Annotated in this window: 27 protein-coding genes; 7 read left to right on the forward strand and 20 right to left on the reverse strand. The window is 51.6% G+C overall.

What is annotated here, in order from left to right; all coding sequences use genetic code 11:
- Positions 1-14: 14 nt before the first annotated feature.
- The 4 genes from FPZ45_RS07065 to FPZ45_RS07080 are packed head-to-tail and all read right to left on the reverse strand — an operon-like array spanning position 15 to position 4,711.
- A complete protein-coding gene (locus FPZ45_RS07065; protein WP_144699839.1) occupies positions 15-1,022 on the reverse strand; it encodes an XdhC family protein in 1,008 nt (335 codons plus the stop codon).
- Positions 976-1,536, reverse strand: coding sequence for a (2Fe-2S)-binding protein (locus tag FPZ45_RS07070; protein WP_144699841.1), 561 nt, complete (start codon positions 1,534-1,536; stop codon positions 976-978). The genes FPZ45_RS07065 and FPZ45_RS07070 overlap by 47 nt, the downstream gene beginning before the upstream one ends.
- Positions 1,537-1,539: 3 nt before the next feature.
- Positions 1,540-2,373 carry an FAD binding domain-containing protein gene (locus tag FPZ45_RS07075; protein ID WP_144699843.1) on the reverse strand — a complete coding sequence of 278 codons (834 nt, stop codon included), beginning with the start codon at positions 2,371-2,373 and terminating at the stop codon, positions 1,540-1,542.
- Entirely contained in the window at positions 2,360-4,711 is a 2,352-nt protein-coding gene (locus FPZ45_RS07080) for a xanthine dehydrogenase family protein molybdopterin-binding subunit (protein WP_144699845.1), read from the reverse strand. Before FPZ45_RS07080 ends, FPZ45_RS07075 begins: the two co-directional genes overlap by 14 nt.
- 107 nt (positions 4,712-4,818) lie before the next feature.
- Between FPZ45_RS07080 and FPZ45_RS07085 the strand changes: the two genes are divergently transcribed.
- The gene (locus tag FPZ45_RS07085; protein WP_246120350.1) at positions 4,819-4,965 is read left to right on the forward strand and encodes a hypothetical protein; all 147 of its coding nucleotides are present in this window, start codon (positions 4,819-4,821) and stop codon (positions 4,963-4,965) included.
- A 78-nt stretch (positions 4,966-5,043) separates the two neighbouring features.
- Here the strand turns inward: FPZ45_RS07085 and FPZ45_RS07090 are convergent, their stop codons facing one another.
- From FPZ45_RS07090 to FPZ45_RS07115, 6 genes are all read right to left on the reverse strand, one after another.
- On the reverse strand, positions 5,044-6,921 hold the full coding sequence (locus tag FPZ45_RS07090) for an FtsX-like permease family protein (RefSeq protein ID WP_144699847.1): 1,878 nt from the start codon (positions 6,919-6,921) through the stop codon (positions 5,044-5,046).
- Positions 6,896-7,660, reverse strand: a complete 765-nt coding sequence (locus FPZ45_RS07095) for an ABC transporter ATP-binding protein (RefSeq protein ID WP_144700087.1) — start codon at positions 7,658-7,660, stop codon at positions 6,896-6,898. Before FPZ45_RS07095 ends, FPZ45_RS07090 begins: the two co-directional genes overlap by 26 nt.
- Positions 7,661-7,758: 98 nt before the next feature.
- Entirely contained in the window at positions 7,759-8,751 is a 993-nt protein-coding gene (locus FPZ45_RS07100) for a sensor histidine kinase (protein WP_144699849.1), read from the reverse strand.
- A 7-nt stretch (positions 8,752-8,758) separates the two neighbouring features.
- Complete coding sequence (locus tag FPZ45_RS07105; RefSeq protein ID WP_186438267.1) at positions 8,759-9,454, reverse strand: response regulator transcription factor; 696 nt, start codon at positions 9,452-9,454, stop codon at positions 8,759-8,761.
- A 46-nt stretch (positions 9,455-9,500) separates the two neighbouring features.
- A complete protein-coding gene (locus FPZ45_RS07110) occupies positions 9,501-9,809 on the reverse strand; it encodes an MTH1187 family thiamine-binding protein (RefSeq protein ID WP_144699851.1) in 309 nt (102 codons plus the stop codon).
- Positions 9,810-9,833: 24 nt separating this feature from the next.
- On the reverse strand, positions 9,834-10,937 hold the full coding sequence (locus FPZ45_RS07115; protein WP_144699853.1) for a nitric oxide synthase oxygenase: 1,104 nt from the start codon (positions 10,935-10,937) through the stop codon (positions 9,834-9,836).
- Positions 10,938-11,082: 145 nt separating this feature from the next.
- Between FPZ45_RS07115 and xerS the strand changes: the two genes are divergently transcribed.
- Complete coding sequence (xerS, locus tag FPZ45_RS07120; protein ID WP_144699855.1) at positions 11,083-12,168, forward strand: tyrosine recombinase XerS; 1,086 nt, start codon at positions 11,083-11,085, stop codon at positions 12,166-12,168.
- A gap of 479 nt (positions 12,169-12,647) precedes the next feature.
- Positions 12,648-14,036, forward strand: coding sequence for a class II fumarate hydratase (fumC, locus tag FPZ45_RS07125; RefSeq protein ID WP_144699857.1), 1,389 nt, complete (start codon positions 12,648-12,650; stop codon positions 14,034-14,036).
- A gap of 103 nt (positions 14,037-14,139) precedes the next feature.
- Here the strand turns inward: fumC and FPZ45_RS07130 are convergent, their stop codons facing one another.
- The 3 genes from FPZ45_RS07130 to FPZ45_RS07140 form a co-directional block, all read right to left on the reverse strand.
- A complete protein-coding gene (locus FPZ45_RS07130; RefSeq protein ID WP_342780026.1) occupies positions 14,140-14,865 on the reverse strand; it encodes a metallophosphoesterase family protein in 726 nt (241 codons plus the stop codon).
- A complete protein-coding gene (locus FPZ45_RS07135; RefSeq protein WP_186438268.1) occupies positions 14,865-15,356 on the reverse strand; it encodes a GNAT family N-acetyltransferase in 492 nt (163 codons plus the stop codon). The genes FPZ45_RS07130 and FPZ45_RS07135 overlap by 1 nt, the downstream gene beginning before the upstream one ends.
- Before the next feature lie 209 nt (positions 15,357-15,565).
- Entirely contained in the window at positions 15,566-15,907 is a 342-nt protein-coding gene (locus FPZ45_RS07140; RefSeq protein ID WP_144699863.1) for an ArsR/SmtB family transcription factor, read from the reverse strand.
- A gap of 167 nt (positions 15,908-16,074) precedes the next feature.
- On the opposite strand from FPZ45_RS07140, the gene FPZ45_RS07145 reads away from it, so the two are divergent.
- Positions 16,075-17,400, forward strand: coding sequence for an MFS transporter (locus tag FPZ45_RS07145; protein WP_246120351.1), 1,326 nt, complete (start codon positions 16,075-16,077; stop codon positions 17,398-17,400).
- Here FPZ45_RS07145 and FPZ45_RS07150 read toward each other — a convergent pair.
- Positions 17,397-18,581 carry an MFS transporter gene (locus FPZ45_RS07150; protein WP_144699867.1) on the reverse strand — a complete coding sequence of 395 codons (1,185 nt, stop codon included), beginning with the start codon at positions 18,579-18,581 and terminating at the stop codon, positions 17,397-17,399. The genes FPZ45_RS07145 and FPZ45_RS07150 overlap by 4 nt on opposite strands.
- A 150-nt stretch (positions 18,582-18,731) precedes the next feature.
- On the opposite strand from FPZ45_RS07150, the gene FPZ45_RS07155 reads away from it, so the two are divergent.
- On the forward strand, positions 18,732-19,073 hold the full coding sequence (locus FPZ45_RS07155; RefSeq protein ID WP_144699869.1) for a winged helix-turn-helix transcriptional regulator: 342 nt from the start codon (positions 18,732-18,734) through the stop codon (positions 19,071-19,073).
- 63 nt (positions 19,074-19,136) lie between these two features.
- Here the strand turns inward: FPZ45_RS07155 and cysK are convergent, their stop codons facing one another.
- The 5 genes from cysK to FPZ45_RS07180 all read right to left on the reverse strand — a co-directional run bounded on the left by cysK (position 19,137) and on the right by FPZ45_RS07180 (position 23,763).
- A complete protein-coding gene (cysK, locus tag FPZ45_RS07160; protein ID WP_144699871.1) occupies positions 19,137-20,072 on the reverse strand; it encodes a cysteine synthase A in 936 nt (311 codons plus the stop codon).
- Between the two features lie 127 nt (positions 20,073-20,199).
- Positions 20,200-21,213 (reverse strand): phosphotransferase, encoded by a 1,014-nt coding sequence (locus tag FPZ45_RS07165; RefSeq protein WP_144699873.1) that lies wholly within the window; start codon positions 21,211-21,213, stop codon positions 20,200-20,202.
- A gap of 3 nt (positions 21,214-21,216) precedes the next feature.
- Positions 21,217-22,491: a stalk domain-containing protein gene (locus tag FPZ45_RS07170; protein ID WP_144699875.1), complete on the reverse strand. Its 1,275-nt coding sequence runs from the start codon at positions 22,489-22,491 to the stop codon at positions 21,217-21,219.
- A 78-nt stretch (positions 22,492-22,569) separates the two neighbouring features.
- A complete protein-coding gene (locus tag FPZ45_RS07175) occupies positions 22,570-23,130 on the reverse strand; it encodes a GNAT family N-acetyltransferase (RefSeq protein WP_144699877.1) in 561 nt (186 codons plus the stop codon).
- Between the two features lie 3 nt (positions 23,131-23,133).
- Positions 23,134-23,763, reverse strand: a complete 630-nt coding sequence (locus tag FPZ45_RS07180; RefSeq protein WP_246120352.1) for an HD domain-containing protein — start codon at positions 23,761-23,763, stop codon at positions 23,134-23,136.
- 192 nt (positions 23,764-23,955) lie between these two features.
- Between FPZ45_RS07180 and FPZ45_RS07185 the strand changes: the two genes are divergently transcribed.
- Entirely contained in the window at positions 23,956-24,630 is a 675-nt protein-coding gene (locus FPZ45_RS07185) for a response regulator transcription factor (protein WP_144699879.1), read from the forward strand.
- Positions 24,627-25,838 carry a sensor histidine kinase gene (locus FPZ45_RS07190; protein ID WP_246120353.1) on the forward strand — a complete coding sequence of 404 codons (1,212 nt, stop codon included), beginning with the start codon at positions 24,627-24,629 and terminating at the stop codon, positions 25,836-25,838. Before FPZ45_RS07185 ends, FPZ45_RS07190 begins: the two co-directional genes overlap by 4 nt.
- On the opposite strand, the gene FPZ45_RS07195 is transcribed toward FPZ45_RS07190, so the two are convergent.
- Positions 25,835-26,125: a helix-turn-helix domain-containing protein gene (locus tag FPZ45_RS07195; RefSeq protein ID WP_144699881.1), complete on the reverse strand. Its 291-nt coding sequence runs from the start codon at positions 26,123-26,125 to the stop codon at positions 25,835-25,837. The genes FPZ45_RS07190 and FPZ45_RS07195 overlap by 4 nt on opposite strands.
- Positions 26,126-26,234: the final 109 nt, after the last annotated feature.

Consider the following 26,234-nt stretch of genomic DNA (forward strand, 5'->3'; position numbering starts at 1 on the left):
TGCCGCCTACGGAATTAGTTCGATGCATGGTCAACAGTTTTACGCGTATTGTTTTTTCGATAAGTGTAGATTAAATCCGCAACAATGCTCACCGCGATTTCCGTCGGCCCTTCCGCGCCGATCGCAATTCCTACGGGATAACGAATATGCCCGGGAACGGGCTCGCCGTTTAGCAAACGTTCCGTACGTTTTTTCGATCCCAGTATGCCGAGGTAACGAAACGGCCGCTCGCGAAGCAAGCGAATCAGTTGCCGGTCCTTTTCGAAATGATGGGTCATCACGACGGCATAATCGTCTGGAGTAAATGAAGTCATGTCCGTCCATTTTTCCGGCTGACCCAGAATCAAAGCAATCGCGTCCGGAAAATACTCCTGTCGGCACAATTCAGGTCTCCAATCGAAGACGGTAACGTGAAAACCGGTCGCCGCCGCAAACGACACCAGCGGTCTGGCATCGGGTGTTGCGCCGAAAACCATTAAGCGAGGAACGGGAATGTAAGTATGAAAAAATACTTCCGACCGGATCGAAGGCACATCGTGTATCCCGCTCCTCCGTACATCCTTGAAAGGTGCCGTCATTTCAAGCAGATCGTGCGCAAATCCGTAGTCGCTAACAGTACGATCCGGGCTGATCTTTTTGAAGTGGACAACCCGGGATCCACGATCCAACTCGTTTTTTAACGTGGTTAAATGTTTCAGTAGCTTAGCGTCAACGGGTTCCATTGCCACATGGATTACCCCGCCGCATCCAGGAGACTCCCCCCAGGACAGCGGGTCCGGAGAATCCATATCGTATGCAAACACGCGTGAATCGCCTGAAGCCAATAATTCCGGTACGCGGGCAGCGAGATCCGATTCCAGACACCCCGCGCTGAGAACCCCGATCTGAGTTCCGTTTTCAAGAAACAACATGGATGTCCCTTCTTTGCGGTAGGCGCTTCCTTCCACATGTATGATTGTCGCAAGCACGCTTCGCTCATCGGTCTGTTGTATGGTTTTCAGAATAAGATGGATTTCTTCCATATCTGCCCCTCCTTAACTCCCGAAGGATGACGGCTTTGCATCTTTCTTCGGCACAAAATACAGCCTGTACCGCTTCGTGGATTTCTTCGTAGGACGTACATCTACAAATGTTGGATTCGAGCCAGAACCGAATCGTCTCTACATTCGCGTCTGGATGAGCGGACAACAAACCATGACAATTCACGATAAAACCCGGCGTGCAGTATCCGCATTGGAAGGCTTGCTTGCGTGCGAAAACGGACAAGACTGGCGAATTCCTCAAACCTTCGATCGTCGTCATCTGTAGACCCTCGGCTTCCACCGCAAGCATAAGGCAAGATTTGATAGGCAGCCCGTTCACCAATATCGTGCATGCGCCGCAATCGCCATTTTCGCATCCGGGTTTGCAACCCGTTAATCCGAGATCTTCCCGAAGTACGTGCAATAGCGTATTCGCCGCTCTTACGCGAAGGGTTTGCCGCTCGCCGTTCACGTAACATGTCAACGAATAATAAACCGGTTCGGTAGTCGGCATCGTTCACCTACCCTCCAAAGTAATCACGGCTTCTGCCATCGTTTGTTTAAGCACGTATTCCCGATAGGCGGCGGATCCTTCTTCGTTGGTCACAACCGGGGCAGGCAACTTGCCGATCGCTTGTTCGATCCTGTTCGTCAAGGGGATCGTCGCGTCATTCAGTGCCTGGTCGATCTCGATGGATCGAAATGGGAATACGCAAACACCGCTGTATGCCGTACGAGTCCGCTCGTCTTTCTTAAGAGCGGCCATCGTAACAAGAGGATAGCCGACGTTGCCGATTTGCCTTTTTTTCACATGAAAGAACGGCAAAGATAGATATTCGCGTTCGATCAGGATCTGAACGATAAATTCGCCTTTTTCCAACTTGATTTGATGCAAGAAAACCTCATGAATAGAAACCTCTCTCGCGCCTTTTTCCCCCGCCAAAATCACACGACTGTCGGACATGAGCAACGGAAGAACGGTTTCCCTGAAATGGATTTTGCCGCAAATATTCCCTCCGAGCGTAATTTGATTTCGCGCCGTTTGGTCGGCGACTCCTAGAGCCGTTACACTAAGCAGCGGGAACGGGTTCGCGGAGGATAGAACGGACAACGAAACGCAGGAACCGAGAATCAACCGGTCTTGATGAAAACCAATGACACCGCACTCCGGGATCGCTTTCAAGTCGATGACGGCACCCGGCTGGATGGAGTTCCTTCGAGCCCATGTGATGATCTCCGTCCCGCCGGAGAAATACATTGGATTTTTTCGTTGCACTTGCAACTGCTGAAACCATAACACGGCTTCCCGCACGGATGACGGTTTGTAATATTCGAAGTCAAACGGAATCATGAACCGTTCTCCAGATCGATTCCGGCGTCAACGGCAATCGATTAAGGCTCGCACCGGTCGCGGCCGATAGGCCGTTCGCCAGTGCGGCCGGCATGCCGATCAGGCCATGCTCGCCTATTCCGCGCAAGCCGTAAGGCGCTTCCAAATGAGGCGTCTCGACAAACTCGACCGAATACTCGGGCTGTTCTCCGTAGCGCATCAGTTTATAGGTTCGAAATTGCAAGTCTAATACGGCTCCGTTAGGATCAAACAGAAAGGCTTCCCTGCTCGCGAGTCCGAGGCCCATACTCATGGCGCCAGTAATTTGGCTTCGGGCCATTTCGGGATTGATCACTTTGCCCGCATCCATAACCGTTGCCGCTTTCACGATTCGATAGGAGTAGTCTCTCTTATTCACTTCCACTTCGACCGCCTGAGCCCCCACCGTCCACTCCGGTCCGGTTTTCCCCTTACCGGTTTCGGGGTCCAATAAGGTTAGATCGGGCATCGTATAGCTTCCGCGGCCGATTACTTGCCCACCGATCATATTTCCTGTCGAGTCCTTGTATCCGTCGACGATTTGGGCAATCTCGATTCCGATACCGGGGTGCTCGATTACGAAGACTCTTCCCCCTCCGACGGCCAGCTCGTCCGGTGTGCGTTCCAAAATGATCGAAGCCATGTTTTTGAGCTGCTCAATCGCATCATCAGCGGCCTTTAGAACGGCGTTGCCGGACAGCAAAGTGCTTCGGCTCGCCACTGTTTTCCAAAGCCATGGATCGGTTTCGGTATCGACGTCCGTAGAGATATGAATCCTCCGCTCTTCCATGCCAAGCCGTTCGGCCAAGATTTGAGTCAGCGCCGTTCTTGTGCCTTGACCGATCTCCACCGCGCCGCATAGCAGATTAACGCTCCCGTCCGAATTAAAAATAACGACGGCTCCCGCTCCGGCATTTAACGGCGTGTTCGAATTTTTCCAAAAACAGCTGACCCCTGTCGCTTTGACGAGATGACCGCTTGTTTGTACTTGGGGTCGCGAATCCCAATAGATGATTTCTTTAAGTTTTGCAATGCACATAGGCAGATCCCCTAAATTGCTTTTATTCAGATCTGTTTGCGTCGGAGACGTATCTCCCGGGCCTATGGCATTATGAAAGCGAAATTCCAAAGGATCCATGCCCACTCGAGCCGCCATTAAATCGATCGCTCTCTCCATCGCAAATGTCAGTTCCGGATGGCCGAATCCTCGAAATGAAGTCGAATAGGGATGGTTTGTATACACGCATAAGGAGTCACATTGAACGTTATCGATCCGATATGGCCCCGTGCAATCGGTAGCCCCAGCTCGGCTCATAACCGCCCCGCGATCCGAATAAGCCCCGCCGTCGAATAGATGTAAGATTTCCGTGGCCGCAATTTTTCCTTCGCGAGTACAGCCCAGCTTGATTCGGGCATCCAATCCAATATGAACCGGCGCGGAGACCATATCCTGCTCTCTGGGAAGGACCAATCTTACGGCTCTTCCGCCAACGGCGCTAGAAGCGATAAAGGCAAGCAACTCCGTATAAATGGCGGACTTGCCGCCGAAGCTCCCTCCGACTAATGGGGTATGAACGATGACCTGATGAAGCGGAATATGAAACGATTGACTGATCGCCATCCGGATTATATATGGAGACTGAGAGGTGGAATGTATGATCGTTTTTCCGCTGGGCATAATTTCGGCAGTACTGCAACGCGTTTCTATCGCGGCGTGGTCCGATTGTGGCATTGTTACTTGGACTTCAACGGTAATCTCGCTCTTATTCCATCCTTCCTCCATATTCCCTTTTCGTATTCGGGTACGGTTCGCAATGTTCGTCCCCGGCTCCGGGTAAACTTGTTCATGCTTCTTATACTTGGCAAGATGTTCATGAATGAGGGGAGAATCTTTGCGTAAGGCTTCGCTGGGGGAATGGACGACCGGTAAAGGCTCATAATCCGCTTTAATGCGAAGAGCCGCCATTTCCGCTATGTATTCCTTCTCCGCGACGACAAGGGCGATCGGTTCGCCGAAATATCTCACTTTGTCGATCGCGAGCATTGGCCGGTCCGCTAATGGCGATCCGGACAATACTGGATAATGCTGACTGGTTAAGACTGCTAGTACCCCTTGTACTTTCAAAGCTTCCGAAGTATCCATCGATTTAATTCGGGCGTGAGCATGAGGGCTTACGGCTAATCGGGCATGCAAAAGTCCCGATCTCGAGGAGTCTTGAACATATCGGGCTAAACCGGCGACCTTCTCCCCTGTTTCCTTTCTGGGAACACTTTTTCCGATTGAATGATCGATCTTGTCCCCCTCCTTCGTATACGCCATAACCTATTTATATACATGACGATTTGTCCGTATTATTTGAATTGCTTTTAGCATCTCTTTTGACGAATTCGTAACCAATTGAGCCATCTATCGGACATCAGTACAACATGCCTTCCTCCATTTTGGAAGAAGCCAATACGCACCTGACCAATCCGAATCAATTACAGGCGGGCGACATCGTTAACGTGCCCCGTATCTCGAACATGGTTTGCCAAAAGAGCTATGCGGAGATGACGGGCAATGGACAACAATAGGCTTCCAAGATGAAAAAAGAGCACTCGCGTCGTCTTCATGATCGCGAGTGCTCGATTTGTCATATGGACCTTTTAAGATCACGCCCGAACTTGTTTAATATAACGGACGCGGATCGATAAGAAATAGATCAACTGGATTAGCACGAACGTTCCAAGAACCGTCAGAGAAGTTTTCATCAGCGAATAGCCGAACATATTCTGCATGGAAGTTAATGCGACCGCACCGTGCACGAAGGCTACCGCAATCGGTACGAAGAACAGAATTAACAGTTGTTTCGTTAGAATTCCGGACAACTCTCGGTCGGTCAGACCCAGCTTCGTGATCGCCGAGAACTTGCGTTTGTCGTCCGGCATATCCGCGTAGAGGCGGAAATAGAGGAAGCTTCCGGAAGCAACGAAAAATACCGCTCCAATGAACAGGCCGATGAAGAAGACGACACCGTACGCTTGATTCATAATCGACAAGTTGTAAGCGACCGACATGAAACGATTGTCACCTTTCGCGAATTTCTCGTCGAGCGTTTTCCCGACGTTTTTCGTTGCTTTCAGGTTCGGCACGTCGAACAAATAGAACGCTCGCGTTTTCATATCCGCTTGCGCCAGCTTTCCGTATAACTCGTCTGCAACGACATAATAATCCGTGTACATCGGATACGCATGCGAAGATTGGCTGCCGACGGGCTTCAGCTCGATTCCATTCCCTGCAAGGCTTACCGGGTACGCATTGGTCGCATTTTTGCCCATTAACTCGTTCATGTAATAGATCAGCATCGATTCGCCGTCCTTCAACTGGACGGGCTGTTCTCCTGCGGCTGCAGCGATTTCGTTGAATTCAGAAGCTTTAACGATAAATATCGACTTGTCGGAATTATCCGCTTTCTGCTCGATCATGACCGATTGGAGCATCCGATAGTCGAAGTTATCAGCTTGAAGAGCGTTCTGGATCGTTTCAACGTCCCGCTTCGCTTGCGCGTCAGGCCCGCTGTAGGAAGTGTACTCTAGCGCGAACAGATTCTCTTTCAGCAGCAAATTCGTGCTCATTGTTTTGAACCCGACCAGCGAACCGATCGCCGCGAACGCCACCGTCGATAGAATCGACACCATAAAGAACGTCCTCGCATTATCCTTCATCCGATAGGCCAAGTCGGACAGGAACAACATGTTCGTCTTGCGCCAAAAGAACGAGCGCTTGTTGCGGCTTTTGTTGATCGCGTAAACGCTAAGCTGCGTGAACAAGAAATAAGTACCGACGATGACCATCATGGTAACCGGAATCATGGCGACGACCACCATTGTCCCCTTGACGCTAAGCGCGATCGCGTATCCGGCGCCAAGCAGCAATGCTGAGAAAATGGACAGCAGGAGCGAAGACTTCGGCTCCTTTTTCGGCATGGCGCTGCCTTTAATCAGATCGATGAGTTTGTGGCCCCTTAGAATGACGACCGTAAACATCGAAATGACGACGAATAGCACCAAGAACGCCGCGAACGTCAGTGCAAGAGCTTTGCCTGGCAAATAAAACGGCAGCGTTTCTTCCAAGTCCAGCAGATTCTCAGCCGAGAGGAGCATGACCTTCGCTAGAATTAGTCCCAGACCGATGCCCGAGATCGTCGCGCCAAAGCCGATCAATACATTCTCGAGGAACACCATCAATCTGAGCTGCGTATTCGTCATTCCGAGCATGACCATCAGCCCGAATTCCTTTTTTCTTGTTTTCAGGAACGCACTCATGGAATAAAGGACGAAGAAAAACGAGAAGACGTAGATCAAGCCTTCCGCGAAGTGCAAGCCCGTCGCGATATTCGGGTTGAACTTGCCGCCTGCGATATCGGGATGAAATGCGAATATGGCGTATACGAAGAAGACCATGACGGAGAACGCGCTGCTCAGAAAATAAGCCGCATACGTGCGCTTATTGCGCAGAACGTTGTTAAACGCGAATTGTCGAAAGGTCATGCGCGTTCCCTCCCAGCAACGACAGCACGTCGATGATTTTCTGGAAGAACGCCTGCCGGCTATCCCCGCAATGGATCTCGTTGAACAATTGGCCGTCCTTGATGAAAATGACCCGGTGGCAGTAACTCGCGGCCACGGCGTCGTGAGTGACGAGCATCATCGCCGTCCGTTCGGACCGGTTGATTGCCGTCAGAATTTCCATGACATCTTTGGCCGATTTCGAGTCGAGATTGCCCGTAGGCTCGTCCGCGAACAGAAACTTCGGCGAATGGATCATCGCGCGGGCGATCGCTGTCCTCTGCGCCTGTCCCCCCGAGATCTCGTACGTGCGCTTCTTCAGAATCGATTCGATGCCCAGCTTCTTCGCGATCTCGGTAACTTTCTCTTCCATCGTTCTTACGCGTTCGCCTTCGAGCGTAAGCGGCAGAACGATGTTCTCCTCTACCGTCAGCGTGTTGAGCAAGTTAAAATCCTGGAATACGAATCCAAGCTCCCGCCGCCGGAAGCGCGCTAGTTCGCTTTTCTTCAGCTTGTGCGGGTTCTTCCCATTAATGAGCACCTCGCCCGTCGTGGGCGCGTCGATCGCCGCAACCAGATTTAGCAGAGTCGTTTTACCGCTACCGGACGGACCCATGATCCCGACGAATTCTCCGTCCCCGATCGACAGATTGATGTCCGTCAGCGCCCGCGAAGGCACTTTACCTCCGTATATTTTGTTTAATTGGCGCACGCTTAACATTTCAGTCATGATTCTCCCTCTCCTCCATGCAATCGAACTTCTGATTTCATTGTAGCGGGGGAGCGGAGCTGGCCCTATCGATTTCCCTTTCATCTCCATTACATCTTTGTAAGGTATGACGAAAAAACGATTCTGACGATCGTGCCGAAACCGACTTCGGACTCCAACTCGATTCGATGGCCGAGCCTAGCGGCGATTTCCCGTACGAAATATAGCCCCATCCCGGTCGACTCTCGGAATTTGCGACCGTTGTCTCCGGTGAAGAAAGGCTGGAACACGCGTTTGAGGTCGGCCTGGGGAATTCCGATTCCGCGGTCACGGATTTCCAGAACGGCTTCACTTCCTCTGGCGTAAGCCTTAAACGTTACCTTCTGATGGGAATCCGCGGAATATTTGATCGCATTGGTGACAAGCTGGCCAACCATGAAACCGAGCCATTTCTCGTCGCTCTCGACATAGAGCGAAGCGTCTGCGATAAGCTCGGGATACACTTTGCTGCCGATAAAATATCTTTTATGATCGTGAATCGCCTGCTCCGCGACCACCTTCAGAGAGATCGACCCGACTTGGAAATCGCGATCGAAGGTTTCGAGCCGAGCCGCATATAGAACGGTCTCCAGCCCCCTTTCCATCCGATCCGTCTCCTCCAGTACGCTCGCAGCGCGCGAGTCGTTCTCTTCCTCCATCGTCAGTCGAATGACAGACAGCGGCGTCTTCATCTGATGAACCCATTGGTTCATGAAGACCAGATGGTCGTTGCGGGATTTCTCAGCTTGCTTAAGCTCGTTCTGGTAATGACTGTATTGCGCTTTCAGCATTGTATCGACCGCTTCGGACAGCGGTGCGGCCCCGATCCCGTGTATGGAATCGTCCAACGTATTTAACGGCTCCGTCAACCGGCGATATAATGACTGATGCGTAACATATCGAAAGATCAAATAGCCGATAACACATACGATACCCAGAAAAACGGAATAAAGTCCGGTTCGCAGATTGCGATACCCGTCCAACCAGTAGACGAGCAGCACCATGAGCAACAAGACGGTTTGCAGGATCATAAGCGGCAGATGTTCTCGCAGGAAAAGTCTCATCCGGGCGTTACTCCTCCCATACGGGTATCATTCGGTAACCCGCGCCTCGAACGGTTTCAAGCCCTTCGTCGATGCCGAACTCCTGTAATTTCTTGCGCAATCGGGCAATATTCACGTTAAGCGTATTTTCGTCAACGAAAGCTTGATCGTCCCATAACTTCTCCAGCATAGCTTCGCGACTAACGACACGTGGAGATTGATGCATCAGCATTTCTAGCAGCACGGCTTCCTTCTTCGTCAGCGGACTGGAGGTGCCTCGCAGCTCCAATTCAAGCCTTTCCGGAAATAGCTGCAAGCCGGACAGCTTCACGATTCTTTCTTCCGTTTGCGGGGCGTATTCGCCGAATGCTCGCCTGAGCTGGCTGCGGATTTTTGCCATGACGACTTCCATATGAAAAGGCTTCGTGATGTAATCGTCCCCTCCGTACTCCAGAGCCATCACTTGATCCATTTCCCCGGAGCGGGCAGAGATAAACAAGATCTGGCATGTGGAGACCGAGCGGATCTGTCTGCACCAATAGAAGCCGTCGAATTTAGGCAGATTGACGTCCATCAGGACGAGATGGGGATCATAGCTTTGGAAATAATCAAGCACGCGATCGAAGTTCTCGACGACACCTGTATCGAAGCCATACTTCTCAAGATTCGACTTTAGAATCGACGAGAGCTTCGGATCATCCTCACAAATCATGATGCGATGCAACTGCATCAACCTTTCATTTAAGTAAGTTCCCGGAATACGGGGCGGCCTACAACTTCAGCTTCTCCTCGACCGAGCGTAGCTTCTGTTCCATCGTACCTTTAACATCCCTTCGGTCATCGATCGTAAGCGACGTCGATACCCGCATCGCGCCTTTGGCGAATGGCACTTCATGCATCCTCCGCACGACATCGAGCAAGTCGTCAAGCTCTCCTTCGATAATCGTGCTCATCGGCGTCAGTTCGTACTTAACTCGTTCGCCATATGCTTCCAGTACCCGCAATACGTCAGCGACGTACTCGCCGACGCTCGTCGATCCCGTGCCAAGAGGCACGATAGTCACTTGTACGATAGCCATTGGAGTTCTCTCCTTCGTATTCATTTAATAGGGTCGTTCCTGAGTCACGTAATCGGGCCGGACGCGATTTTCCTTTAATTCGCTATGATGCCAGACCGGCGTCGCTGCAGGCGACATCGGCGGTATCAGCCACGACCATCTCGCGTTCACGTCGCGTCCTTGCTCTTGCTCGCGCTTCATGAAGCGCATGAATTGATCGGCCGCGGTATGATGATCGACGATGCTGACTCCCGAAGTCTTATAGGAATGAATAACGGACGTATTCAACTCCAGCAGCACCCGATCTTTCCATAACGTCGTATTCGTCGAGCGGTCTAAGCCGAGCAGATCTGCGATCGCCGGAAGTTCGTCGTATCGGTCCGAATCCGCCAAGTTGCGCGCTCCGATCTCCGTTCCCATGTACCAACCGTTAAACGGCGCCGCCGAATACCTGATCCCTCCGATTTCGAGAGCCATATCCGACAAGATCGGCACCGCGTACCACTTTAAGTTCAAATCGGCAAAGCCCGCGATTTCGGGGTGCACTAACGGAACTTCTTTGATGCAGTTTTCGGGGACGGTAAACCATTTCGGCGCGCGTTCGAACATCTGAATGACCAGAGGCAATACGTCGTATTTCGTTCCTTGCCCTCTCCAACCTAGTTTCATAGCTTCTTCCGTAAAATCAACGGAAGCGGGATCGCCGACTATTCCGTCTTGCTTCCGGTATCCCGCATAACGGATCAATTGGTGATTCCAGATCCGGATGCTGCTTCCGTCCGGATTCTGCGGTGCGAACACCGTAATCGTAGGCCGAATGCGGCCTTCGTTCGTCGCATAGTCGATATGCCGGATTAACGCGTCCGCGATCGCTTCCTCAGTGTCCGCGCACCGTTCGTCGATCACTTCCAGAGACTCCCAGAACAGGCGACCGATGCATTTGGCGTTATTGCGCCATGCGACTTTTGCCCCGTACGCCAACTCCTCCGGCGTATGGATGTATGTACCCGTTTCACGCAATGCCGCAACGACCTCTGTCGTTCTTTCCTCGCATTCTTGGGTAGCACGACCGGTTTCTTCATAGAATTGGCGAATAAAAGACAAAGCTTCTTGTTCGATATGATGCTCGTAGTTAATGACATTAATCATTCTGTAATCCCCAATTAGTTTACATAATATTTGTTATGTTATCTTTTGTGTAATTGGCCCTTGAGCCTAATGACCTTATTGTATCAAACTCCGTCTGTCAAACGAAGCGATTATACAGTAAAATTAACCAGAATGAGGTGATGACATGAACTTGCAAAAGCGCAAAGACCGCGAAGAACTCGAACGCCGCATTCCGGCGATGCCGTGGTACGTAGATAAATTCATCAACTACAAGCTGCCCGATCTCTCTCCCTCCTCTCTGCTGGAGTACGTCAGGGATTACGAGATTTTTTTGTCGTGGCTGATGGCCGAAGGGTTAACCTCCGCTGGCAAGATGGGCGATGTTCCGCTCCAGGATCTTGAACGTCTGCACATGGACAGCGTGGATCATTTTCGAATGTTTCTTGCTACGAAAAAAGACAGCGCGAATACGAGAACGACAATCTCCCGCAAGCTGAGCTCTCTTCGCTCATTGTTCCACTACCTCAGCCAGATCGCCGAGGACGATGAATTTTACCCGCTGCTGAAACGTAACGTAATGGCCAAAGTGTCGGTTAAACGTACGCATAAGCCGAAAGACACCGCGGCGAAACTGGAAGGGAAACTGCTGCAGGAACAGGAAATTATCGAATTTATTAACTATATTAAACAAGACTACGCCCACGACGTGGCGACGAACAAGCAAGCGCTGTACGCCCATGATCTGAACCGGATCCGTGATTGCTGCATCGTCAGCCTGATCCTGAATTCCGGATTGCGGGTGTCGGAGGTCGTGAACCTGAACCTGGACGACATCGATATCAAGAAGCGACTTCTGTACGTCTTCCGCAAAGGTAAAAACGATGACACGTTTAAGACGCCCGTCTACTTCCGCCAAGATGCCATTCCCGATCTCGAGGACTATTTGGGACAGCGGGATACGAGGTACAAAACTCCCAAGAGGGAGAAAGCGATGTTCCTGGCCATTGCCAATGGCAAAAAAGAAGGATCCCGAATGACAAAGCGGGCCATTCAGGAAATGGTCATCAAGTACGCCAAACGTTTCGGCAAGCCCTACCTCTCCGTACATAAACTGAGACACTCTTTCGCTACCGATTATTACTTAAGCAACGACCTCTACAAAACGCAGGAGCAACTCGGGCACGCGTCGCCCGAGACGACGCAGATTTACGCCCATCTGACCGATAAGACGATGGCCGAAGCGATCGACCGACGTCAAGAAGAGCAATAGCACGATTGCCGTCGACTGTAACGGTCTCCCAGACCGTTACAGTGGCGGGGTTGCCTACTTTGGGTAATACAACGGTCTCACAGACCGTTACAGCGGCGGGATTGCCTACTTTGGGTGATATAACGGTCTCACAGACCGTTACAACAGCGGGATTACACACTTTGGGTGATATAACAGTCTCACAGACCGTTACAACGGTGTGTTTGCCCACTTTGAGTGATATAACGGTCTCACAGACCGTTACAACAGCGAGATTACACACTTTGGGTGATATAACAGTCTCACAGACCGTTACAGCGGCGGGATTGCCTTCTTTGGGTCATTTAAGTTTACATAATTTTTATTATGTATCGCAATTGAAATCAAGATTTAGTTAATGTGATTAATCGATTTTGTTGAACGAATTGTGTTTAATTTTAAAGCATTAGAATAAAGCTATTTCCAAATGCTCTCTTCCCCAATATGATTGGAGGCGCGTTATGGAATATCGAATCGAGAAAGACTCGCTGGGAGAAGTTCAAGTCCCCTCGGATAAGCTGTGGGGCGCGCAGACGCAGCGAAGCTTGGACAACTTCCGGATCGGAACGGAAATAATGCCGCTTGAGCTCATCCGCGTATTTGCGCTGCTGAAGAAAAGCGCCGCGCTTGTGAACGAGGAGCTGGGTAAATTGGACGCGGATAAAGCCGGTGCGATCGTGGAAGCCGCGAACGAGGTGCTGCAGGGCAAGTGGGACGATCACTTCCCTCTGGCTGTCTGGCAGACCGGCAGCGGCACGCAGTCGAATATGAACGTAAACGAGGTGATCGCCCGCCGCGCCAACCAACTGCTCGCCACAAGTGGAAGCGATCGAAAGGTTCATCCGAACGACGACGTGAATATGTCGCAAAGCTCCAACGACACCTTTCCGACCGCCATGCATATCGCTGCTTTGATCGCCGTCGAAGATCGGGTCCTTCCCGCGATTCGTAAACTGAAGAAGACATTAGAGGACAAGAGTCGGGTTTTCGAGGACGTCATCAAAATCGGGCGGACGCATTTGCAGGACGCTACCCCGCTTACACTCGGGCAAGAGATGAGCGGTTGGGTGCGGATGCTGGACAAATCAGAAGCAATGATTAAGGACAGCTTGGTATATTTACAGGAGCTTGCCATAGGAGGAACCGCTGTCGGTACGGGAATTAACGCCCACCCGCTCTTCGGTTCTAAAGTGGCGGTGAGTCTTTCCGAGCTAAGCGGCAAGACGTTTCGGTCCGCCGCGAACAAATTCCATGCGCTGACGAGCCACGACGAGCTTGTCCATGTTCACGGTGCGTTAAAGGCTCTGGCCGCCGATCTCATGAAGATTGCCAATGACGTCAGATGGCTTGCCAGCGGTCCGCGCAGCGGGATCGGCGAGATTACGATTCCCGCCAACGAGCCCGGAAGCTCGATTATGCCGGGCAAGGTGAATCCGACGCAATCGGAAGCGTTGACGATGGTCGTCGCCCAAGTGATGGGCAACGACGCGACAATCGGAATCGCCGCGAGCCAGGGAAACTTCGAGTTGAACGTGTTTAAGCCGGTCATTATCTTCAATTTCCTGCAATCGGCGCGATTATTGTCCGATGCGATCCATTCCTGGAACGACCATTGCGCCATCGGGATCGAAGCGAACATCGCCGTTATCCGCGGACATCTTGACCGCTCGCTGATGCTAGTTACCGCGCTTAATCCTCATATCGGCTATGAGAACGCGGCTGTAATTGCCAAGACCGCCCATCGCAAAGGTTTGACGTTGAAAGAGGCCGCCTTGGAAAGCGGTTTGCTTACGGAAGAACAATTCGACTCGATCGTGCGTCCCGAGTTGATGATCCACCCGAATAAATAACCAAGCGGCTTAATCGCCTAAGGCGATTAAGCCGCTTGGTTATTTTCTGCTCTTCTTTGCCCGCGATCCAGTTTCAAACCCAAGGCGTCTCCTAACTTACGTTTCAGGTACCCACTGTACTACCGTGATTGAGAATCGCCCGCGTCGTATAAGCGCCGTCTTCGAAGATCAGACAGTTCAGTTGCATGCCGTAAGCGCAGCCTCCGTCGATGCCGATTTTATCGTCTTGAAACCAAATGTCTGATTTTCCGTGAATTTCAACAGCTCTCGTATGTCCGAATACCACTTTCTTGTTCACGTTAGTCTTATTTCGAATAAAATCGTTCTTTATATACATGAAGTCGTGTGCAGGCTGCTTCTTCCACTCGGAGTATAACGGGTTCAGTCCCGCATGGACACAAATATGGCTGTCGTCTTCGTAGTAATAAGGCAAGCTCTCAAGAAATTCGATATGATGTCCGTAATTCGCTTTTATGAAATCTACAGCCTTCAGCAACGCTTCTTCATTCATCTCCGCGCTTAAGACATCGAAGTAACTGTTGATTGTTTGTCTGCCGCCGTGTTCCATGAATTTTTTACGAATATGAGCTTCATCCTTGCGAATGAGATCGACCAACCGCTGATCATGATTACCTCGCAGCGCGACTGCGCCGTGACGATCGACTAGCTCCATCACCCGTTCGACGACTTCTTTGCTCCGTGGCCCCCGATCTATGTAATCTCCCAATAGTACAAGTTGATCGCGTGCCGAATCGTAACCGATTTCTTGGAGCAGCCGATCAAATGGCTCCTGACAGCCATGGATATCGCTAATCATTAATGTACGCATCACAGAGTCACCTGCCCTTCTACGGGGATACTCATGCGTATTCCGACGATTTTACGCGCCGCGGCTCCTTCGGGCAGCCTGACATCGTACGGCTTGAATCCGAGATTCGAATAAAAGATCAACGCTCGGGTATTCGTATTATGGCAAACCAGACGAACCGTCTTGACCCGATGTTCCTCGGCCGCCCGATTGATCAGCGTCTGGATCAAATAACTCGCCGCTCCCGTTCCTCTGCTGGAAGGTCGAAGAATGACGTTTCCGATCCAGCAGTCTTCCCCAGGATTCACATCGTAGAGATTGCCGTAACCGACGACTTCCCCTGCATCCGTGACGACCGTTAAGCTTTTGCGTTCCTCCGCTTTAAGACGGAGTTGTTCCACATCCAGCGGATACGACCCGCTTGGAAACATGTAATAGGCTTCATCTTCGTTGAGCGGGAATGAGGCGATCAACGGGAAGTCTTCGTAGACGGCATCGCGATATTGAAACAAGACGGCTTCCCCCTGTCCATTCATGCAATTCACTTGACCAAAAGAAAACCGCCTCCTGATGATAAAGGCGGTTAATTATTTGGATTTATTTCCCACATAAATATAGTAATATATGAATTCTGTTTTGTAAATGGTTTCAAAACGGGATATAACTTAATGTCATTAATAAATAAAACCGCGATTTTTGCGATTTTCTGTGCGGGTACTTCCTATTCTTCAGCCGGAATCATTGCAATTCGCTCTCCGGATCGTTCGTACGCGTCCAACACGGAATTCAACAATCCGGGAAACCTGTCTTCCAGATCCGCTGTACGCAGAGACAACATTCGCTGAGTCCCTTGCACCCGAACATGAATAACGCCGGCTTCTCGGAGTGTCCGGGAGTGATGCGATAACGTGGATTTGACGACGGGTACGTCGATCATTCCGCAAGACTGTTCTCCTTCCCTGCGGAGCTCGGAGACGATATACAAACGTACGGGGTCGCTCAAAGCATAAAGAACCGAGGATAATTGGATATCAACTTTGTCGGGATGATGCAGCATCTTCATCGTTCGTCTTATCCTCCTTACGTGAACTTCTAATTGCATTTTAGCATATGCCATGCTATATTTCTATTGTTCGATTATATTCGAACTTTAGAAATAGAAAAGTGAGGGAAACCATAATGTCCACTTCGTTACACGATTTACCCGAGGTTCAGGAGGAACGACCTGTCATGAAGGAAGGTTTGGTCTCCTTGATTTTGGGCGTGTCCGTCGTTCTCGTCATCATGAACACGATGATGTTTAATCTCGCTTTGCCCGAAGTCTCCGAAGCGTTCGGACTTTCCGCTTCCTCCGCTTCTTGGATCGTAACCGGATATTCCATCGTCTTCGCGATTTCATCCATTACGTATAGCCGCCTTTCGGATTTCATCCCATTGAGAAGGCTTTTCCTGATCGGCATCTTTTCGTTAAGCTTGGCGGCGATCGCCGGGTATTTCAGCAACAGCTTCCTTGCCGTTCTACTCGTTCGCCTGATTCAGGCTTCGGGCGCAGGCTCTATTCCTGCTCTATCGCTCGTGCTGATCTCCCGCTACGTGCCGGTCGAACGCCGGGGCAAAGCGATGGCCGCCGTTATGTCGGCGGTATCACTCGGACTGGGCCTTGGCCCCGTCGCCGGAGGAGCGATCGTGGAGTATTGGGGCTGGCATTACTTGTTTATCGTAACGGCCATCACTTTGCTGCTCGTGCCGTTGTTCGCTGCTCTTATTCCGAAAGAAACGCCTACTAAAGGCTCTTTCGACATTCCAGGTGCTCTGTTCGCGGGAATCGGTACGACGGGTTTACTACTTTTTCTGACGAGTCAATCTTGGATCGCGCTCGTAGCCGGAATCGTTTCGTTGCTGCTGTTCGCAGTAAGAATACGGAAGGCGGCCGAACCTTTCGTCCTGCCCGCCTTATTTGGCAACCGTACCTATCTGATGTTAGGCGCGGTCGGCATTGCTGCCTATTTGTGCAGCTTCTCCACGCTGTTCTTGCTTCCACAAGTTCTTGTACGCTATTACGGTTTGAGCGCGATCGAAGCCGGTCTGATCATTTTCCCCGGTTCGCTGCTTGCGATGATCGTGTCTCGGAAAGTGGGGAGCGTTATCGATTTGAGGGGCAACGACACCATTATCCGGTATGTCCCCCTACTCTTGTTAACCTCCGTTATCTTGTTCGCGCTGTTCGTCGGCTCGGGCTATACCGCCATTTTGTTTATCTATATACTGCTTAGCATCGGTTTTACTTTTTTGACGAGCAGCATCTCCAATGAAATGTCCAGAATACTGGAACCGAAACAAATCGGGTCTGGGTTGGGGCTGTTTCAGCTATTGCAGTTTTTCAGCGGAGCATTCGGCGTGGCGATGACGGCGAGCGCCTTGGGCTGGCAGAAGCATTATACGCTGACTCATGCTTACAGCAACATTTATTGGGGCATGTCGATTATCGTTATTCTCTCAATCGTGTGCGGATACACGTACTTGCGATTAAGGCGCGGACATATGAGCGCAGCTTAAAGGGAAGCCGGAGAGGTGGGTGTTTGTCGGCCCTCTTCCCGGCTTTTTCTGATGGAAAACGCGGCCACTACCAAGCTGATCGCAGCCGACACACTCGACAGCCATGGATGATATTCGACCGTAGAAAGCGCATCAACCGCTACTCCCCCGATTCCCGCTCCGATCGCCACTCCTAAGTGTAAAATAGACATGTTCATTCCAAGTACGAGGTTCGAGTTGTCCGGGGCCAGACCGATAAAATAAGTTTGAATCGCGGGAATACTCGTCGCCATCGCGAACATCCAAACGAGCAGGAAGAGTAAACCTGCCATTGTAGACCCGCTCATGAATGGCAGGAGAGCCGAAGTTGCGAGAAACAGCGACAATCCTGCATAAATCGAGCGCGGCGCTCCCCATCGGTCCGTCCATGCCCCCCCGGCTCGTGAACCGATAACGCTGAACAGCCCCAACGCCAGCATCATACACCCGAGCTCGGCCGTATCTAAACGAAGCGTGTTCTGTATATAGGGCGCGATATAACTGTTTATGATCGAAGCGCTCGTGGTGAAAAAAAATGAAAAGATAAATCCTAAGGCAATAACAAGGTTTTTAAGAACGGCGAATTGGCGGAAAAACGGGACGGGAGAATCGCCTTCTACCTCGGGCATCTTCTTCATAATCAATATTAAAATGATAAGTGCCAAACCGCTAAGTCCGGCGAATATCGCCCTCCAGTCCCATAATTGGGCGACGGCGATCCCCAATGGATTGCCGATAACCATGGACAAACTGATCGCCAGTACGATGGCGCTAATCGCCCTCCCGACCTGATCCCGGGACACCAGCTTCGCGGCGGAGCCGAAAGCGACGACCGTATAGACGCCTGCTCCCAGGCCGACGAGAACCCGCGACAAAAGGAGCAATCTAAAGTCCGTGCTTAAGTAAGTCGTTAGATTGCCGAGTAAGAAAACCGCTAGCGAATAGAGAACCAACGATTTGCGTTTCACCCGGGAAGTAAGTGAAACGATAATCGGAGTACCAATGGCGAAAGCTAAAGAAAATGCGGTAATCAGTTGTCCCGCGAGTGATACCGAAATATTTAGATCGTCCGAAATCACGTTCAGGATTCCTCCCACGATCAATTCCGCCGAACCCATTACGAACGCGCCGACCGCGAGCAGAAGCACACCGATTTTTTTCATCTAGATCATCCTTTCGAACTGCCTATATTCGTCTAACGGATCCGTTAATTGACATTATATTGGCGACACTATCATAATGTAAGGAGGCAAATGTTTTTGATGTTATCCAAATGAATTGACCAACTATAATTTTGATAGTAGGTGATCGAGATGGAACCGATCCAGAATACGCAGGCGTTCCCTAATATCTGCAACGCATTGATCATTCTTAGCTCCAAGTGGGCTTTTCCAGTCATGGCTGAATTGTCTAACGGGCCGATGAGGTTCAAACAATTGCAGAGGAGCACCAAAGTCATCACCACCCAGTCGCTGACCGATACGCTGCGCATGCTGGAGAAGGCCGGCGTCGTGAACAGGGAAGTGTTTCCTACCGTTCCCGTAACCGTGGAATACTCTTTAACGGAAAGCGGGATCGAATTCAAAACCGTTCTCAATGAGATGGACAACTGGGCGACGAAATGGGGTAAACCCGTGCTCTCGACTTCGAACTAAGTCGCATAACAAAACGCCGTCCCCGATATCGGGGACGGCGTTGTTTGTATTATGAAGCGCATGTTAGCTTTCCGGGAACAGCCCTGACGTCAAATATCTTTCGCCCGTGTCCGGCAGAATGACGACGATGTTCTTGCCTTTGTTTTCCGGTTTTCTCGACAATTGCAATGCCGCGTACGCGGCCGCGCCGGAGGAGATGCCGACCAGCAAACCTTCGCTACGGGCCAATTGCCGAGTCGTCTCGAACGCGTCTTCATTACTCACCGGATAAACTTCGTCGACGACCGAAGGATCGTAGTTACCTGGCACGAATCCCGCTCCGATCCCTTGAATCTTATGGAGCCCTTTGCTGCCGCCGGACAGAACAGGAGAATCGCTCGGTTCGACCGCGATCACTCTGACCGACTCGTTTTTCTCCTTCAACGCTCTGCCGACGCCGGCGATCGTACCGCCGCTGCCAACGCCGGCGACGAAAATATCAACCTTCCCGTCCGTGTCCCGCCAGATTTCTTCCGCTGTCGTCTTCCGGTGAATCGCCGGATTGGCCGGATTGTTGAACTGCTGCGGAACATAGGCGTTCGGATTGTCCGCGGCGATCTCGTCCGCTTTCCGGATCGCTCCAGCCATGCCTTCGTTCGCGGGCGTAAGAACCAGTTCGGCGCCAAGCGCGATGAGCAGCTTGCGCCGTTCGATGCTGAAGCTCTCCGGCAGCGTAATGATAAGCTTATATCCGAGCGCAGCGGCAGCGAACGCCAAACCGACGCCCGTGTTCCCGCTTGTCGGTTCGACGATCACGGAATCCTTATTTAACAGCCCTTTTTCCTCCGCGTCTTTGATCATGGCGAAGCCGATTCGATCTTTGACGCTCCCGGCAGGGTTAAAGTACTCGAGCTTGGCGATCAGCCGCGCTCCTGCCCCATTCAGACTCGCGAAATTCGCAATCTCCAGCAAAGGCGTATTTCCGATCAATTCGGTTAAGTTTTTCGCAATTTTGGACAAGACAATCCCTCCGCATATAATTCCCACTTATACAGTAGGGTTTACTTTACACTCTAACACTCTCGGCATCACAATGCAAAGTAACGCGAAGAAGAAACCCCGAAGGTGTCTCATCTGAACTGCGCTGTCATTCTCCCCCTAAGTGCCGCCGGATAACGCGCTCTAACTGGTCGCTTACGTTCTCCAGACTCTGCAACCCGCGATAAACCGAACGAATTTGCTCTTTCAGTGTGGGCTCTTGGTCCACTCCGTCGAAATAACGATTCAGAAAGTGAAGGAATACGTCGAGCAATCTCAGCCTCACGAGCAGCGGAACCGCTTCGATCTCGCTTGCTTCCAGTTGGATATGCCCGCCCATTCCGCACAGAAAACGTTCGATCAGGTCTATCGCGTTGTCTCGGTCCAAGTATCCAGAGACGATGACGGCGAGTTCCATCGCTCTTAGATCCCACGTGCAGAACTCGAAGTCGAGGATCGCGCCGACACGATATGTGTCGCCTTCTCCTTCGACCAAAATATTCGAATCGTTCAAGTCGCCATGGATCAATTGGTGCGGCAAGGAGCGGAAATTGGGCAAATGTCCACGGAACTCGCGATACGCTTCTCCAATTGCTTGCAAAGCTACAGCTTCGCCCGCGAATTCCGGTGGGGGAGATGAACAAAATTCGCCGACTCGTTCCGACGAACAATGCGGATAAGCGGATTCCAACTCGTAATAAGGTCGATAGACCGGCGAAGATGATATTTTGAGCGCCGACAAGTCTCTCATCAGTTCACTTACGGCTGCTCCTAGCGCTACAGCGGTCCGCTCTTCTCCTTCCTCAGGCCTTCTGCCTTCGATGTAGGAGAAGACGCAAGCCAGCCGATCGGTACCGTCCGTTAACCGAGCTATCGTGTTCCCTCCGCCGAATTTCGCCGGGCGAGGAACACGATAGCTCGGTTCGGCCGCTCCGAGAGCTTCCAGAATCTCGTGCTCGTAACGGATCTTATCGATATCCCGATGCGTTTCGTATATCCGGAGAACCCATTTTCGGCCGCCCGCTCTCACGAATCGGGTTGTGTTGTTCCATCCCGATAACCCTTCCTCGATGTCCCACCGGCCGTCCGGAAAGTAATGAAGCAATGTGTGATCGAAAGGCAAGTGTTATTCTCCCGCTTTCTCTACAACTCTATCAATGGCCTTCGCGAAATCGTCTCCGTAGAAAGTCAAACGCCAGAACGACGCGCCTTTCAGCCCGTAACGCTTGGCGAGCCCCAGCTTGTCGTCCACGGTAGCAGTCGTTTCGTTCCAAAGACTGATTCCCAGAATCAGCTTGTCCGCAGGAACGCCGATCTTGATCAGTGCCGCAATCGCTTCGTCTACCTTGGCATTCGGCTCCGGTGTATGATCCGGCGTTCCTTTCGGATTGTAATCGTACGCCATTAGAACAAGATCATCTGCATAGGATGCTAATGTCTTGTAATCGTAACCTTTGTAATAGCCGTTCGGAGGAGGCACGGCCAAGGATAACTTAATGCCGAGCGCTTTCAGCTTGCGATCCAACATTGCGACGTAATCGTTCAACAGTTTCTGCTGGGCGACCGGATCGAGCTTGAGCCCCAAACCTTCGAAGTCGAGCAGAACGCCGGAAAACCCTTTATCTGTCGCCAATTCCACGATCCCGTCGATAGAAGCGCTCCGCAGTTGTTCGTCTCCGAGCATTTTCGTCAGTTCGCCTTTGCCGTCCACCGCGTACACCATCAAGTAAGAGTCCGCTCCCTGGGCTACGGTGTCCCTGACGAGCGATTCAGGCGTCGTCTCTCCCGCGGCGGCCGGCCAATAATAGTCGTCGCCTTGCAACGTAAGCTCGCCGTTCTGGTTGATCCTTGCCCACCCGAAAGCGACAGAATCCATCGAAGCGATTCTAGCTCGCTGAGCGAACGACCCTAGCGCGTAGAATGCCCTTAAATGCATTTTTTTCTTCGCTGAGACGATCGATACCGTCTTCGTCGCACTGTTCCAGCCGACCTTCGAACCGAATTGCGTACCGAAGAAATTCAGCGGGATAAGTACCTGCTCGTTGACGATCAGAGGGGCGGCGAGCATCTCGACGGATTGCCCGTCTACCTCCGCGGCCTTCTGCCCTAGCCGCAGCACGACCTTTCTCTCCGCACCGTCGACTATCCCTTGCGCGAATACCGACTTCGTTTTGGCGTCCCACCTAACTTGAATGCCCAGCGCACCTGCAAGCGATCGAAACGGAACCATCGTCACGTTATTCTGAACGACCGGAGCTGCGCCTAACGTAATCGGCACATCGTCCAGTACGACTTTAATATCTTCAGCGGACGGCGCTGCATTCGCGGCATTCGCCGACGCTCCCCCTGCGACCGACATCCCGATCAGCAATGCGACAACCGTTTTTCCCCATTTGTTCATCTCGAAATCTCCTAGTTTATTTTCATAGATTAGGAGAATTATAACAGAACGGTTCGACTGGCGTAACCGTCCAAGGGACTAAACCAACTTCTCGGCGCGTTCGGTTTTCCAATCGGACTTCAGCAGTCCCATCTGCAGGACGTCCCGATAACGCCCGTTTTTGTAGATCCGTTCGCGCAATCTGCCCTCTTCTTTGAAGCCGCATTTCAAATAACTGCGGATCGCCCGCTCGTTAAAATCGTACACTTCAAGCTCGAGCCGATTCAAATTCATTTCACTGAACGCGAAATCGATGAGCAGCTTCATCGCCTCCGTACCGTACCCGCGGCCCATATGCTCGGTCGATCCGATGACGATGCCGATCCGTCCGACCCTGTTCTTCCAATCAATGGAGTCCAGGTTGACTTGACCGATATATGTCTCCGTCGCCGTGTCCGCGATGACGAAACCTCTGCTGTCCGGATTGCCCTCGAGCATCGCCTCCAAGAAAGCTTCCGTAGATTCAAGCGCATGGGGATACAAGAAAATATCGGATAGGTGGCCGACGATGTTCGGATCGTTCACCCATTGGCGAATCCACGGAAGATCGTCCCGCCTATATTCTCTTAACATAACCGATTGGCCTATTTGGCGCGGCATCGCTTATTCCCCCTCCGTGTTCGGATCGTTCAACAGAATGCCTTGCTCGACCGATTGGTCCAACAAGTCCGACGCGAATTGCCACAGCGTCTCCGAAACTTCCCGGACGGGCTGGAGCCTTCTTAGCACCTGAGACTTCACGATACCGTTCTTCCTCCAACTCACGCCGCCCGTGTAATGATTATGGATGACGGGCTGAAGCCGATCGAGCGCGGCTGCGTATTTCGCCTCGGGCGTCTCCCCATCTTCGAACTCGCGCCATAGCGCCGTCCACTCCTCGCGCTGATCCGGCGGCAGCATGCCGAACAACCTGCGGGCAGCGGCTTTTTCTCGCTCTTCCTTATCCTTGTAGCCAAGCGTATCGTAGGCGAACGTGTCGCCCGCGTCGATCTCCACGAGATCGTGCAGCAGAAGCATTCGAACGACGCGGCTTAGGTCTAATGCCGGATTGTCGGCATGCTCGGCCATGAGTACCGCCATAAGCGATACATGCCAACTATGCTCGGCCGAATTCTCGCGTCTGCTTCCGTCTATGAGGAACGTCTGGCGCAGTACGGTTTTCAGCTTGTCGATCTCTACGAGAAACGCGATCTGCCCCGTAAGGCGTTCGTTATTCATCCATTGCTTTGCCATGATAGCCCCCTCCGCTCTATGCTTCTATTGTATCATGCCGAAAGAAGCGGATCATGTTCGCCGTTCATATTCAGTTCATACTTCCAAGTCAAAATAGGATCATTCGGTATAGTGGAAATTACCGAGCGTTATCCGCATAATGAAGCTAGGTTCCGTACCATCGAGATAAATGGATGAAAGGAGTCGAACCCCGTGACCAAAATACTCGTCGTCGACGACGATCCCAATATTCGCGAGCTCGTTCAAGTGTTCCTCAAACAAGAAGGTTTCGAAGTTGTAACGGCGGATCACGGCGCCCATGCGCTGGAAGTGCTCGAATCCGTGTCCGTGGATCTCGTCATATTGGATATCATGATGCCGCATATGGACGGCTGGGAGTTGTGCAGTGAATTGCGCGAGCATTACGATATGCCGCTGCTCATGTTGACCGCCAAAGGCGAAACGGCCCAAAAACTCAAGGGGTTCCAGCTTGGCACCGACGATTACATGGTCAAGCCGTTCGAACCCGTGGAACTCGTCGCCAGGGTGAAGGCACTATTGAAGCGCTATCGCATCTCCGTCTCGCAGATCGTAACCATCGGGAGCATCCAGCTCAACCGGCAAACTTACTCGCTGCAGGTCGAGGACGGCTCTCTCACCCTTCCTATGAAAGAATTCGAGCTGCTGTTCAAGATGGCCAGTTATCCCGGCAAGACGTTCTCCCGTGAGCAGTTGATCGAGCAAATCTGGGGATACGATTACGAAGGGGACGAACGAACCGTAGACGTGCATATCAAGCGGCTTCGGGAGAAATTCCCCGATGGACGGTACGGCTTCAAGATCGCGACGATTCGCGGTCTCGGCTACCGTCTGGAGGTAACGGAATGAGGGGCGGCGGACGTCGTCCGCAACGCCGGCCGGGATTTACGGAACAGCAACGAAGCGACTGGCTGAAAGTCTACCGCGAGAATAGGGAACACAGGCGGCGAATGGATGAACTTCACGAACCTTTCAAACCGCCGCGCAAATGGATCTACCTTTTCATCTTGATTATTCACGTATCCCTTGCGGCCGGATGGATGCTCTCCTACTGGATTACGCATTTGATTTATGGAACTTGGTTTCCGCAATACGCGAATACGCTGCTGCGCGACTATTTGACCGTCGAATTGACGATTGTGGTCCTTTTTGTCGGGGTTAACCTGTTCAGGATCTTCTTCGCGCCCGTTCGCCGTCAGATGGAGTGGTTCATGCAGTTGATCAACGCGATGAAGCAGCTGGCCAAAGGGGATTTCAATATTAATCTGCAGCCGAACCCGCGCTTTACGGGTCAGTTCACCCCGCTTGTCACAAGCTTTAACGAAATGGCTTCCGAGCTGCGGCAGATGGAACAAATGCGGCAGGAGTTCATATCCAATGTTTCGCACGAATTCCAGTCGCCTCTGACGTCGATTACCGGTTTCGCTCGCGCGATGAAAAACGACGATCTCGATCTCGACACCCGCAACCATTATTTGGACATTATCGAGACGGAGAGCAAACGGCTTTCCCGGTTAAGCGACAATCTGCTCAAGCTGACGTCCCTCGAATCCAACCATCATCCGTTCGAACCGAAATCCTACAGGCTCGACAGGCAGATTCGCCGGATAATTCTATCGTGCGAACCGCTTTGGCTCGACAAAAACATCGAGATGGACGTCGATCTCCCTGAATTCGCGATCGTCGCGGACGAAGATCTGATGAGCCAAGTGTGGGTTAATCTTCTGCATAACAGCATTAAGTTCACGCCCGAGGGCGGAACGATCACAGTAACTTTGGCGAAGAAAGACGATCGGCTGCGCATCGTCGTGGCGGACACGGGAAAAGGGATTTCCGCCGAAGCCCTTCCCCATCTCTTCGAGCGGTTCTATAAGGAAGACAAAGCCCGGAACCGCGCGAACGGCGGTAGCGGTCTAGGCTTGTCGATCGTCAAAAAGATCGTCGAGATGCACGGCGGCGAAGTGTTCGCGGCTAACCGCTCGTCTTCGGGAGCGGCGTTTACGGTCGTGATGCCGATTCATTCCGATTCCAAGCCAAAAGAAGCTTCCGAATCTTAATTCGGAAGCTTCTGCAGAATATAACGAAGAAATAAAGCTTGAATTTCTCGCAGCGAATGCGTTCTTGTTTTCCCGATCATGCATGCTATGAGATTGTTCAATGTCCGAGTTGAAATCCGCATGACGGAGATGATCTCTTCGTCATTTAATCCGATCAGCATGCCTAAGCGCATGACCTCTTTTTCGCTTGCCGTAAAATGGTATCGATCCCCGAACGCCTCGCAAAACTTCACTTCTTTGGCATTGTCCGTGCTAACGACTTGCCATTCCGATTCTTTAAGCAGCACCGGCCAGACTCTCCTTCCGATATTAGGCCTGTCGAATTTTGCTTTCTTTCGCTATGATAGAAACAAAGTATTAGCAGATTTAGGCAAGTCGTATTTGTTTTGTATGAAT

It is taken from the genome of Cohnella terricola (assembly GCF_007786475.1).
Taxonomy (GTDB): domain Bacteria; phylum Bacillota; class Bacilli; order Paenibacillales; family Paenibacillaceae; genus Cohnella; species Cohnella terricola.